The organism is Ruegeria sp. CDSC025, assembly GCF_059610805.1.
The window spans coordinates 161,820-173,329 of the sequence record NZ_JBXWOJ010000002.1 but is presented as its reverse complement, the minus strand read 5'-3'; the positions used below and the strand labels follow the sequence as shown (position 1 = coordinate 173,329).

12 protein-coding genes are annotated in these 11,510 nt (G+C 56.4%); 5 read left to right on the top strand and 7 right to left on the bottom strand.

Features of this window, described 5'->3' with window-relative positions:
- Window positions 1-59: 59 nt before the first annotated feature.
- The 4 genes from prfB (at window position 60) to AC2FH8_RS04005 (ending at window position 4,192) form a co-directional block, all read left to right on the top strand.
- Window positions 60-1,187 carry a peptide chain release factor 2 gene (gene prfB / locus AC2FH8_RS04020; protein ID WP_142633271.1) on the top strand — a complete coding sequence of 376 codons (1,128 nt, stop codon included), beginning with the start codon at window positions 60-62 and terminating at the stop codon, window positions 1,185-1,187.
- 14 nt (window positions 1,188-1,201) lie between these two features.
- Window positions 1,202-1,894: a M50 family metallopeptidase gene (locus AC2FH8_RS04015; RefSeq protein WP_496688373.1), complete on the top strand. Its 693-nt coding sequence runs from the start codon at window positions 1,202-1,204 to the stop codon at window positions 1,892-1,894.
- 94 nt (window positions 1,895-1,988) lie between these two features.
- Window positions 1,989-3,383, top strand: coding sequence for an amidase (locus AC2FH8_RS04010; RefSeq protein ID WP_496688371.1), 1,395 nt, complete (start codon window positions 1,989-1,991; stop codon window positions 3,381-3,383).
- A gap of 29 nt (window positions 3,384-3,412) precedes the next feature.
- Window positions 3,413-4,192: a DUF2189 domain-containing protein gene (locus AC2FH8_RS04005; protein WP_281971948.1), complete on the top strand. Its 780-nt coding sequence runs from the start codon at window positions 3,413-3,415 to the stop codon at window positions 4,190-4,192.
- Window positions 4,193-4,208: 16 nt separating this feature from the next.
- Here AC2FH8_RS04005 and AC2FH8_RS04000 read toward each other — a convergent pair whose 3' ends face one another.
- The 5 genes from AC2FH8_RS04000 to AC2FH8_RS03980 form a co-directional block, all read right to left on the bottom strand.
- On the bottom strand, window positions 4,209-4,913 hold the full coding sequence (locus AC2FH8_RS04000; RefSeq protein WP_281994994.1) for a helix-turn-helix domain-containing protein: 705 nt from the start codon (window positions 4,911-4,913) through the stop codon (window positions 4,209-4,211).
- A gap of 324 nt (window positions 4,914-5,237) precedes the next feature.
- Entirely contained in the window at window positions 5,238-5,798 is a 561-nt protein-coding gene (gene ilvN, locus AC2FH8_RS03995) for an acetolactate synthase small subunit (protein WP_142633282.1), read from the bottom strand.
- 6 nt (window positions 5,799-5,804) lie between these two features.
- On the bottom strand, window positions 5,805-6,197 hold the full coding sequence (locus AC2FH8_RS03990; RefSeq protein WP_281994482.1) for a hypothetical protein: 393 nt from the start codon (window positions 6,195-6,197) through the stop codon (window positions 5,805-5,807).
- Between the two features lie 8 nt (window positions 6,198-6,205).
- Entirely contained in the window at window positions 6,206-7,957 is a 1,752-nt protein-coding gene (locus AC2FH8_RS03985) for an acetolactate synthase 3 large subunit (RefSeq protein WP_496688368.1), read from the bottom strand.
- A gap of 249 nt (window positions 7,958-8,206) precedes the next feature.
- Window positions 8,207-8,344: a hypothetical protein gene (locus tag AC2FH8_RS03980; RefSeq protein WP_496688366.1), complete on the bottom strand. Its 138-nt coding sequence runs from the start codon at window positions 8,342-8,344 to the stop codon at window positions 8,207-8,209.
- 35 nt (window positions 8,345-8,379) lie between these two features.
- On the opposite strand from AC2FH8_RS03980, the gene AC2FH8_RS03975 reads away from it, so the two are divergent.
- The gene (locus tag AC2FH8_RS03975; RefSeq protein WP_496688365.1) at window positions 8,380-9,225 is read left to right on the top strand and encodes a HalD/BesD family halogenase; all 846 of its coding nucleotides are present in this window, start codon (window positions 8,380-8,382) and stop codon (window positions 9,223-9,225) included.
- 78 nt (window positions 9,226-9,303) lie between these two features.
- On the opposite strand, the gene AC2FH8_RS03970 is transcribed toward AC2FH8_RS03975, so the two are convergent.
- Entirely contained in the window at window positions 9,304-9,951 is a 648-nt protein-coding gene (locus AC2FH8_RS03970; protein WP_142633290.1) for a response regulator transcription factor, read from the bottom strand.
- Entirely contained in the window at window positions 9,948-11,381 is a 1,434-nt protein-coding gene (locus AC2FH8_RS03965) for a cache domain-containing protein (protein WP_142633292.1), read from the bottom strand. Before AC2FH8_RS03965 ends, AC2FH8_RS03970 begins: the two co-directional genes overlap by 4 nt.
- Between the last annotated feature and the right edge of the window lie 129 nt (window positions 11,382-11,510).

Here is an 11,510-nt window from a genome sequence, read left to right as displayed (position 1 = left end):
GTGGTGGCCCCACGCTCTTGCTATCACGCAGGCCTGATTGAGCAAGTTGGGACGTAACCATGCGCGCCGAAACCCAGAATACCGTGGCGGAAATTGAAAAGTCGCTAGAGCTGCTGGCGCAGCGCATGGACTATGAAACCGCACCCCATCGCCTTGAGGAATTCAATGCCCGGGTTGAGGATCCAAACCTGTGGGACAACCCCGAGAATGCGCAAAAACTGATGCGAGAGCGGCAGATGCTGGTCGATGCTATTGAAATCTATGAATCCATCAAAACCGACCTCAGCGACAATATGGAATTGATCGAACTGGGCGAGATGGAAGAGGACGAAGAAGTCGTCACCGACGCTGAAGAGGCGATCAGAAAGCTAAAAGCCAAAGCCGCCAAAAAAGAGCTTGAGGCGCTGCTGGACGGAGAGGCCGACGGGAACGACACCTTCCTCGAGATCAATTCGGGCGCAGGCGGCACCGAAAGCTGCGACTGGGCTTCGATGCTGGCGCGGATGTATGTCCGCTGGGCCGAGAAAAAGGGCTATACGGTCGAGCTGCAATCCGAGACCTCGGGCGAAGAGGCGGGTATTAAATCCGCGGCGTACAAAATTTCTGGCCACAACGCCTATGGCTGGCTGAAATCGGAAAGCGGCGTGCATCGGCTGGTGCGAATTTCACCTTATGACTCGGCGGCCAAACGGCATACCTCGTTCAGTTCGGTCTGGGTTTACCCGGTGGTGGACGACAATATCGAGATCGAGGTCAACCCGTCCGAGATTCGCATCGACACCTACCGGTCCTCGGGGGCCGGGGGTCAGCACGTGAACACGACAGACTCGGCCGTGCGGATCACGCATATCCCGACCGGGATCGTTGTTACATCATCCGTGAAATCCCAGCACCAGAACCGTGATATTGCGATGAAAGCGCTGAAATCCCGCCTGTACCAGCAAGAGCTGGACCGCCGCAATGCTGACATCAACGCAGCCCACGAGGCCAAGGGCGATGCGGGCTGGGGCAACCAGATCCGGTCGTATGTTCTGCAGCCTTACCAAATGGTGAAGGACCTGAGGACCAACCATGAAACCTCGGATACCAAGGGGGTTTTGGATGGGGATCTTGACGGGTTCATGGCCGCCACGCTGGCCTTGAACGTGGCCGGAAAAAGCCGTTCCGAAGCGCAGGGCGAAGGCTGATAGCAGCGCGTTCGATGCCCATGATGAAGCTGATCAAAGGACATTGGCAACTGATTGCGCTTGTCGCTTTGGTGTTTGTGTTCTGGTCTACGCCGATTGTGGTGCCTCTGAAGATACTCATCGTTTTCCTGCACGAGCTGTCGCACGCGATAACCGTCGTCCTAACCGGTGGTTCGGTCGAGAGCTTCTCGATCTCACCGCAGCAGGGTGGTCTTGTCACAGCGCGTGGTGGGCAAAGATTCTTCAGCCTGTCCGCCGGTTATCTCGGGTCGCTGGCGCTAGGGATGGGGTTGTTGCTGATAGCATTGCGCACGCATTGGGACCGGGCGGTGCTGGGTGGATTTGGCGGCGTGATGCTGTTGGTAACAGCGCTTTATGTCCGCGATCCCTTTGCCATGGCGTTTTGTGCAGGTGTTGGGGCGGTACTGATCGGCATGGCGTTCTATCTAAGTCGGCCGATCTGTGATCTGGCTTTGCGCGTGATCGGGCTGACCAGCGTGATCTATGTGCCTTATGATATCTTTGATGACACGATCCGGCGCTCGGGTGTCCGCTCGGATGCCTACATGCTGGCCGAAGAATTTGGTGGCACGACCATGATGTGGGGCGGGATCTGGCTTGTGTTTAGCGTCCTTTCCATCCTTTTGTGCGTAAAGCACTTTCTTGGGCACGACAGCAATTTGCATTTTGGGTCTCGATCCAAGTGACTTCGGGTGGTCTTTGCTAAAAAGATGCATTCAAACTGAGGGTTTAAATGAGGATACGCTCCGGCTAGGCTGACCAAAAAGGTGGAGCCCAGGGATGGATCTAGGCCAAATAACAGCTGCCGAATTGTTGAGTGCATTGTCCTCTGGGCGTTTATCGGCGGCTGAGCTGATGCAACTGACGCTAGAGCGGATCGCCGCAGTGAACGAGCGCCTGAATGCAATCGTGGCAATGCGTGATCCTGATGATTTGATGGCCGAGGCCCGTGCTGTTGATGCCGGACCAAACCGTGGTCCGCTGCATGGTCTGCCGATTGCCGTCAAAGACTTGGTGAATGTTGCGGGCGTGGTTTCGTCCCAAGGATCACCAATCCTGAATGGGTTCATTCCGGAAACAGACGATCTGTTAGCCCAGCGGATGAAAGAGGCCGGGGCAATCCTGATCGGTAAAACCAATACCCCGGAATTCGGGTTGGGCTCACATACGTTCAACCCAGTATATGGCGTGACATGCAATCCATATGACCCCGAGCGTACCTGCGGCGGTTCATCCGGTGGAGCAGCAGTCGCGCTGGCGTCTGGCATGGTGGCGCTGGCCGATGGGTCTGACATGATGGGCAGCCTGCGCAACCCTGCGGCATGGAACAACGTCTATGGCTTCAGGCCCAGTTGGGGGCGGGTGCCAAACGAACCCGACGGTGACGGGTACTTGCACCAGCTTTCTACATTGGGCCCGATGGCGCGGAGCCCCGAAGATATTGGTCTATTGCTTGATGTGATCAGCGGCACTCATCCGTCTCAACCTTTGGGTCATCCGGGGGAAAGCGTGTCTCCGGTCCAACCCGCAGACCTGACCGGAATGCGTATCGGGTGGTTGGATGACTGGGGCGGAGCCTTTCCATTCGAACCTGGTATCCGCGAGATTTGCCGTGACGCGCTCGAGGTGTTCACTCAACTCGGGGCCAAGGTCGAACCCCTCACACCGCCCTTTGACGCCGACCAGATGTGGAATAGCTGGATTACATTGCGTTCGTGGAGCGTGGCCGCCGGTCTTGCGTCTCGGACAGAACACCGCGCGTCACTGAAGGATACTGCGCAATGGGAACTGGACCGTGGTCTGGCGCTGACAGCGATGCAGGTCCATCGTGCCAGTGTTGTGCGAACCGAGTGGTTCCGACGTGCGACCGAAGTTTTCCAGGACTATGATGCGCTTATCCTGCCGTCGGCCCAGGTCTGGCCATTCGACTTGCAGCTTGCATTTCCCACCGAAATCAACGGCACCCGGATGGATACCTATCACCGTTGGATGCAGGTCGTGGTGCCGGTCAGCCTGATCGGACTGCCTTGCCTCTCGGTTCCTGTTGGATTTGGATCCGAAGGCTTGCCGATGGGGATGCAGATCTTTGGGCCGCGCGGAGCGGATTCTCGCATTTTGTCCATCGGATCTGCATATCATTCTGCCACCAGTTGGCCGCAAAAACGACCCGCCTGAAAATCGACCGGATACGAAGGATAAAAGCCATGGACAAACAGTTTGGTGTTCCGAACATGGGGCGGGTAGATGTCGAAATGCTGCACGAGGCCCTAAGGCGAGGCTGGAGCGATTTTCGCCGCGCTCCGCTCTTTGGGCTGCTCTTTTCCGGGTTCTATGTATTGATGGGCTGGCTGATGGTTTGGGTCACTCTCACGACCGGAACGACCTATTGGCTGATTTTGGCCGCAATCGGTTTCCCGATGCTGGGCCCCTTTGCCATGGTGGGGCTGTATGAGGTATCGCGGCGCATTCAAGAGGGTGAAGGTTTAGATTCTCGGGCCATATTTGGCGTAATCCTGGGTCAAAGCCGCCGTCAGTTACCCTCGATCTGCGCCATCATCGTTGTGATGTTTCTGTTCTGGTTCTTTCTTGGTCACATGATCTTTGCCCTTTTTATGGGGCTATCGACCATGACCAATGTGTCTTCGTCCCTTGAGGTGTTCCTTACATCAAACGGGTTGACGATGTTGGCGGTTGGAACAGCTGTTGGCGCGATTTTTGTGACCATCCTCTACATGATCACGGTGCTTTCAATTCCGATGCTTTTGGACCGAGAGCTGGATTTTGTGACCGCAATGATTGCCAGCTATAGCTATGTGGCCGCAAACCGCAGATTGATGCTGGGGTGGGGCGCGCTGATTGCGGTTCTGACGTTTGCCGCAATGATCCCCTGGTTTTTCGGCTTGTTGATCGTACTGCCGCTATTGGGGCACGCCAGTTGGCACCTATACTGGCTGATCTCTCAGGGCGGGGAAATCGCGGGTTAACACGCTAGGATCGTTGTCAAGCGCGGGCCATGGCTTCTGGTCGGCGTGCAATGCGCGCGGCGGCCAGGACTGTCGAGGTGTCGTCCCCTAAATGTCTGAGCAATATCCGCCGTGTCGTCGTTGCGGTAGCTGTAGTTTTTGACAGGCAAATTGCGACACCGCGCCAACAGTTTGTTTGATTTTCAATTCCACGTGTCACCAGATAAATCCTGCTTTTCTGAGACGCACGACAGGACATGAGCATATAAATCTGCCGCCCGGCACAGGCCACAATACCCTGTACTTCGCGCTCTGCGACTGATGCTCCGGGTGTCTCGGAAATTGGTTCAAACCCTCTAACCAAAGTACATTGCGGTAACCTTCTGGCGTGAAAAAGCCTGTGTCTCAGGGGTTTTGTGCCATCAAGTTCTGTCTCGGTCGCATAATAGAACCCGCCGGGAAACAGAATTTCAGTCAGGGTGGCTGGGGTGGATCCCAGAAACTCGGTCAGGGCGACGGCAGCCGGGTGCTTGGACGGTTGGTCAATCTGATCCAAGGGATGGAGCAAAATCCGAGCATCAACATCAAAAAAGCGGCATATTCGGTCAAGGACATCGGGTCGGGGAAAGCTTTCGCCGCCAAGATAGCGATTGAACTGAGTTCGGTTCACTCCAAGCTGGCGGCACAGCTCGGAAACTGAATTATATTGTCCAGCAAGAGTTCGCAGATTGGCGCCGAACATCCTGCGTAGGTCGTCGGGGCTGCGGCTGTCGTTCGTCATTTTCGTCCCGGTACTTGTGTGTATTCCGAATAACCGCGACACAACTGGCCAACAAACCAGGCGCTGTCTGAAATCGTACAGATGACCCAGCGGACGCATCCCAACGCCGCGCTACCCTTGAAGGCTAACGCGATGATGCACAGACGCAATAGGTTAATTCTGATTTAGCTTAAACTTTTTAGGCAAATGTGACGTTGATGTTCACGTTTGGCGTAATGTGATCTTGCAAATTGGGTATTGCCGATACCCCGCCGCCAACTGGATGCGCCGGCGGGGCAGTTTTGGTCAATCGCCGCGCAACAGGGCTGCAACGCCGGTCCGGGCGATTTCGATCAGACCCAGCGGGCGCATGAGATCGGCAAAGGCGTCGATCTTGTCAGGTGCGCCGGTGATCTCAAAAATGAACGAATTCAACGTGCTGTCCACGACATTGGCACGGAAAATATCGGCCAGACGCAGCGCCTCGACCCGCTTGTCGCCGTCGCCGACCACCTTGATTATGGCCAATTCCCGCTCGACCGACGCGCCTTCGACTGTCAGGTCATGCACGTCGCGTACCGATACGATCCGGCCCAGCTGCGCCTTGATCTGTTCGATCACCTGCGGTGTGCCGGTGGTGACGATGGTGATGCGACTGAGGTGGCCGGTATGGTCCACCTCGGCGACGGTCAGGCTTTCGATGTTATAACCACGACCCGAGAACAGGCCGATGACGCGGGCTAGAACCCCCGGTTCATTCTCGACCAGAACTGCGATGGTATGGCGTTCCTGTACGTCGGAAAACGTGGGTCGTAGGTTATAGGCCGAATGGCGGGTGGAGCCTTTTTTGATATGTAGGGCAGACATGCTGAGCTAGTCCTCTTCGTAGCGAAGGTTCGATACACCTTCGGCATTCTCCAGAATTTTCCAAATTGCGCCACGCAATGCACCCACCTTGGGGGCTGCGTGGTATTTCTTGAACATCTTTCTCACATGCTCGGTCTTTGGTGAGAACTGAACCAGATGGCCATCACCATAGTTTGAGCAGCCGAAAACCAGGGCAAACGGCTCGTCGTGATCAATTTCGTGATACCATCCCCAGTCCTCGGCACAGGCGAAGGAAACCTCAAACCCGGATGCGGCAAGTTCTTCACTCAGAAAGATGCTGAGTTCCTTGCCAAACACATCCGGATTGATGAAATCATCAGATTCTTCGTTCAACTCGCCCGGGGTAGGCTGGAAGCGCGTTGCGTCAAAACTGATCATCTGCGCTGTCATACCAGAACCGAACCTTTGCTATCGATCACGCCCTGCGTCTCGGCCTCGCCCAGCAGCATCTCGTTGTGGGCCTTGCCCGACGGGATCATGGGGAAGCAGTTCTCGTGCTTTTCGACCAGACAGTCGAAGATCACGGGGCCGTCATAGTTGATCATCTCCATGATCGCATCGTCCAGATCGGCGGGGTCAGAACACAAGATACCCTTGGCGCCAAACGCCTCGGCGAGCTTGACGAAATCAGGCAGCGCTTCGGACCAGGAATGCGAATACCGTTCGCCATGCAGCAGTTCCTGCCACTGGCGCACCATGCCCAAGCGTTCGTTGTTCAGGATGAACTGTTTCACCGGCAGGCGATACTGCGTAGCGGTGCCCATTTCCTGCATGTTCATCAGCCACGAGGCCTCACCGGCCACGTTGATCACCAGCGCGTCGGGATGTGCCATCTGAACACCGATCGAGGCCGGGAACCCGTAACCCATCGTGCCCAGACCACCTGAGGTCATCCAGCGGTTGGGATCTTCGAAGCCAAGGTATTGAGCGGCCCACATCTGGTGTTGGCCAACCTCGGTCGTGATGTAACGGTCATGTTTTTTGGTCAGTTCTTCAAGGCGTTGCAGCGCGTATTGCGGTTTGATGGTCTTTTCGCTGTTGGTATAGGCCAGGCAGTTCACCTTGCGCCATTCGCCGATCTGTTCCTGCCATTTCGCAATAGCTGCGGTGTTGGTCTTGCGACCGCGCGATTTCCAGACCTTGAGGATGTCCTCAAGCACGTGGGCCACATCGCCAACAATCGGGATATCAACGCGGATCACCTTGTTGATCGAAGACGGGTCGATGTCGATATGCGCTTTTTTGGAATCGGGCGAGAACGCGTCGATCCGACCAGTGATGCGGTCATCAAAACGAGCGCCGATATTGATCATCAGATCGCAATCATGCATCGCCAGATTGGCCTCATACAACCCGTGCATGCCCAGCATGCCCAGCCAATTCCTGCCAGACGCCGGATAGGCGCCCAGGCCCATCAAGGTCGAAGTGATCGGGAAATCTGTTGCGTCTACCAGTTCCCGCAGCAACTGGCTGGCTGCCGGGCCCGAATTGATGACGCCGCCGCCGGTGTAAAACACTGGTTTTTTCGCGGTCTCAATCGCAGCAACCAGCTCGGTGATCTCTTCCAGATCACCTTTCAGGACAGGTTGATAGTGTGAGGTAGATGGTTTCGGTGCGCTGTATTCTCCGGATGCAAACTGAACGTCCTTGGGAATGTCGATCAGGACCGGGCCAGGACGGCCCGAGGTGGCGACATGGAACGCCTCGTGCAAGGTATCGGACAGCGAATTCGTGTCCTTTACCAGCCAGTTATGTTTGGTGCAGGGGCGTGTGATGCCAATGGTATCAGCCTCCTGAAAGGCGTCCGAGCCGATCATGAAGGTCGGAACCTGTCCGGTCAGAACAACAATCGGGATCGAGTCCAGAAGCGCATCGGTCAGCCCGGTCACCGCATTGGTAGCGCCGGGGCCCGAGGTCACAAGCGCAACGCCGGGCTTGCCGGTCGAGCGGGCATAGCCTTCGGCGGCGTGAACCGCACCCTGTTCGTGACGCACCAGAATGTGGCGAATGTCGTTTTGCAGAAAGATCTCATCATAGATCGGTAGCACGGCGCCACCGGGGTATCCGAATACCGTGTCCACGCCCTGATCCTTGAGGGCCTGAACTACCATCTTTGCGCCGGTCATCTCACGTGTCATCTGCTTTGCTCCGTTCGCGACATGTGTCTTGCGTTTCGCATAAAAAAAGCCCCCGAGATTTTCGGAGGCGCATGGGTTCGATTATGGTTTACCGTTACCGGCCCATGCGCGTGGTTCCTACGATTACGACTAGCGTTCTCATCGCCAGAGGCTCCTTTTTGCTTGGGTTGGACATTATGGGCGGTGGAAACGGGCGTCAACAGGCAATTGCACCAATTTTCTAACTTCTGGGTGGTATTTTGCGACATTTTATTGCGCATTTTGACGCATGTTCGGAACTTTCGGGATTTTCGCCTCTTTGCATTGCTTGGCGAGTGGCACGGAAGTGTCGAAATGCGTCATGCCGATGTCCGAAACGGGCATGATCGTGATTTTAGGCTGAGTCACGCTGGACTTAATTGCAGTGGCGAGGGAGGCCGAACATGTTGCAGGATCTGGTTGATCTCGGGCGATACCCGATAGACCGCCCCGGTTCATGGGCATATGAGCAACTGATAGGTGATCTGAGGCGCGAGCTGGATCGGGACGGCTGTGCTGTTCTTCCAGGTTTCGTACACGAGGATGGCGTGGCGCGTTTGCTGAAAGAAGCCGATAAGACTGCCGTTGGAGCACATAGGTCATTTAGCCGAACGAATGCGTATTTCACCAAAGACGATCCGGCATTGGCGCCAAGCCATCCGGTGCGTCGATTCTATGATCGGTCGAATGCCTTTGTGCCGGCGGACAGTTTTTCCAAATCCGGACCGCTGCGACGTATTTATGAGTTCGCTGGTTTTTTACCTTTCATTCGAACGGCATTGAACGAGTCCGAAGACCGGTTCTTTCGCTACGATGATCCTTTGGCTGATGTCATCATCAACGTGGTCGAAGAAGGGCAGGGGTTTCCCTGGCATTTTGACACCAACAACTACACCGTGACGCTGGCCATTCAGAATGGAGAATTCGGCGGTGAATTCGAATATGCCCCCAACCTGCGAAGCGCCGATGATGAGAATTTCGCGGCCGTTTCTGCGGTTCTGGACGGTGATCGGACACCGGTGCACCAGTTGGTGTTGAACCCAGGGGATTTGCAGATTTTCAAAGGGCGCTATTCCTTGCACCGGGTCGCTCCCGTGAAAGGAGAGCGCAGACGATATGTCGGGATCTTTTCTTTTGTCGAAACCGAAGGCATGTGCGGTGGGGTGGAACGGACCCGTCAGTTATATGGGCGTGTTCTTCAGCATCACCATGACAAGGAAGGAGTCCGGCGCGACGCCCTTCTGGATTGACGGTAACTAAGAGTGCTATCGCCCGTTGCCCGCCTGCCTGCGGCGGCTAGGCCGAGCAGCGCGTGCCGCGCTACGGGATCAGAACCCTGGGCTGGTGCCCTGTAGAACGCCGTGCTCCAGCGCATAGCGGGTCAGGCCGGCAGTTGAGGATATGCCCAATTTTCGTTTGATGTTCTTGCGATGGGTTTCGACCGTTCGCACCGAGATATCAAGCGTTTGGGCGACTTCCTTATTCGATTTCCCTTGTGCCAGCTCCAGCAAGATCGTCTGCTCGCGCCCGGTCAAAGCCTCGCGCGTTGTGTCGCCTTTGGGTTTGAGGGAACCGCTTGCGCCCGTGCACAAATATTGTTCACCCCGCATGACGGCGTCGATGGCCTTTTTGATTTCATCCGTTGGGACGTCCTTGAGCACGTACCCTTTTGCACCGTGGCTGAGAGCAGTCGAAATATATTCGGGGCTGTCATGCATGGACAGGATCAGAATGCAGGTGTCCGGTATGCGTTCAAGGATGATCTCGGTTGCGCTCAGGCCACTTAGCCCGGGCATGTTCAGGTCCATCAGGATGACGTCAGGCTTCAGATCGGCAACCTGATCAACCGCTTTCTTTCCGCTGCTGAGTGTCCCGACCACGGTGATGTCGTCATAGCTTTCGAGGATCGACTGGATCCCCTCGGCCACCATTGGATGATCGTCGACAATCAGGACCCGGATCGTCTGGTCGCTCATGTACCGGCCTTTCGGTTCGGAGTTGCGTCTTCCTGTGGCGGCAACAGGTGGCTGAGTGGCAGGCTGACCTCGATCACTGTGCCGCTGCGGTGGCCGCGTGATGACAGAATACGCAGCGATCCGTCAAGTTGCTCGATCCGTTCCTGCATATTGCGCAACCCAATCCCGGTACTGCCCCGACCCGGAGAGTTGCGCAAACCGCGGCCATTGTCGGTTATTCGCATGGTTGCGCCTTTCTTGTGCCCGCGCAGATCGATGGTGACATGGGTGGCTCCGGAATGGCGTTCGATATTGGTCAGGGCCTCTTGGGCGATGCGGTAGAGGGCGATCTTGCTATCCTGATCCAGCCGGTTGCGGAAAACAACGGTCGAGAAATCGGTCTCGATCCCGGTTCTCTCGCGGAAATCATCTGTCAGAGCCTCAAGCGCGGGGCCGAGGCCCAAATCGTCCAGCACGCCGGGGCGCAAGTCGCGACTGATGCGGCGGACCTCGCTGATGGCGGTTCCCAGATGCTCGATCCCCTTGTCCAGTGGATCATGCGCGCCCACATCATCGCCGCGCGACAGGCGACGGCGGGCGTTGTCCAACGCAAAGCGCACGCCCACAAGGATCTGACTGATCCCGTCATGAAGCTCGCGTGCCACACGGCCGCGCTCTTCCTCTTGTGCGTCGAACACCCGTTGGGTCAGCTGTTTAAGTTTGGCATCGGCCAGACGTCTTTCGCGGATGTTGAGCAACATGCCTGAGGCAAAGACAATCAGAACAGCGGCCAGAACAATGGCACCGATATACATGAAGGTACGCTGCACGCGCGCTTCAACCTCGGCCCGTGCGCTGGCAACTGCAGCAACGATGTCATCGATGAACACGCCGGTGCCCACGACCCAGCGCCAATCCTGAAGGCCGACGACATAGGCGATCATCTGCGCCTCTTCCCCGGTCGAGGGCTTTTGCCACATAAAGCTGTGCCAACCCGCACCCTGACGAGCAAGGCGAATGAACTCATTCACCACCGGTGTGCCGTCGCTGTCGGTCAGACCCTCCCAATTTCGGTTGATGAACTCAGTCTGACGGGGGCTGACCAGATTGGTGCCGTCATAGTCATAGACGAAAAAGAACCCGTCCTGCCCATAGATCATGGCCGACAGGATTTGCGCGACCTGAGTTTTGGCGGCGGTGTCATCCGGAGCCGCGCGCCCGTAGATATAGGCAAACCCATTGCGCGCCTGAGTCACATAGTTGCGCAGCTCTTCCTTCTTGGCCTGAATCAAAGAGCGTTCCAGTGCTTCAATTTCGCGCTCGGCAGTGGCGCGCGCCTCATAGGCAACCATCACCGCAATCGCGGCCACCGCCACGACCAGCGGGATCGCCGCCACCAGCGACAGCTTTTGAGCATAGGTCAACGAGACCAGTTGTCGAAGTCTTTGCATGGACGAATCGATACGCAAGCCACAGCAAAATTGCAAAAAGATTGGGCGTCTGGCGGGAAAACGGCATCAAAAATCCCTGTTTTGCTATGATTGGGCCGTTATTGCCTGTGCAATTCGCGCAGAAAGCCG

Bases quoted from the DNA above. Each gene is read 5' to 3' on its own strand.
- AC2FH8_RS04015 (WP_496688373.1), top strand. From the start codon at position 1,202: ATGCCCATGATGAAGCTGATCAAAGGACATTGGCAACTGATTGCGCTT.
- AC2FH8_RS03990 (WP_281994482.1), bottom strand. From the start codon at position 6,197: ATGATCAGTTTTGACGCAACGCGCTTCCAGCCTACCCCGGGCGAGTTG.
- AC2FH8_RS03975 (WP_496688365.1), top strand. From the start codon at position 8,380: ATGTTGCAGGATCTGGTTGATCTCGGGCGATACCCGATAGACCGCCCC.
- AC2FH8_RS04005 (WP_281971948.1), top strand. From the start codon at position 3,413: ATGGACAAACAGTTTGGTGTTCCGAACATGGGGCGGGTAGATGTCGAA.
- AC2FH8_RS03965 (WP_142633292.1), bottom strand. From the start codon at position 11,381: ATGCAAAGACTTCGACAACTGGTCTCGTTGACCTATGCTCAAAAGCTG.
- AC2FH8_RS04000 (WP_281994994.1), bottom strand. From the start codon at position 4,913: ATGTTCGGCGCCAATCTGCGAACTCTTGCTGGACAATATAATTCAGTT.
- AC2FH8_RS03970 (WP_142633290.1), bottom strand. From the start codon at position 9,951: ATGAGCGACCAGACGATCCGGGTCCTGATTGTCGACGATCATCCAATG.
- AC2FH8_RS04010 (WP_496688371.1), top strand. From the start codon at position 1,989: ATGGATCTAGGCCAAATAACAGCTGCCGAATTGTTGAGTGCATTGTCC.
- prfB (WP_142633271.1), top strand. From the start codon at position 60: ATGCGCGCCGAAACCCAGAATACCGTGGCGGAAATTGAAAAGTCGCTA.
- AC2FH8_RS03985 (WP_496688368.1), bottom strand. From the start codon at position 7,957: ATGACACGTGAGATGACCGGCGCAAAGATGGTAGTTCAGGCCCTCAAG.
- ilvN (WP_142633282.1), bottom strand. From the start codon at position 5,798: ATGTCTGCCCTACATATCAAAAAAGGCTCCACCCGCCATTCGGCCTAT.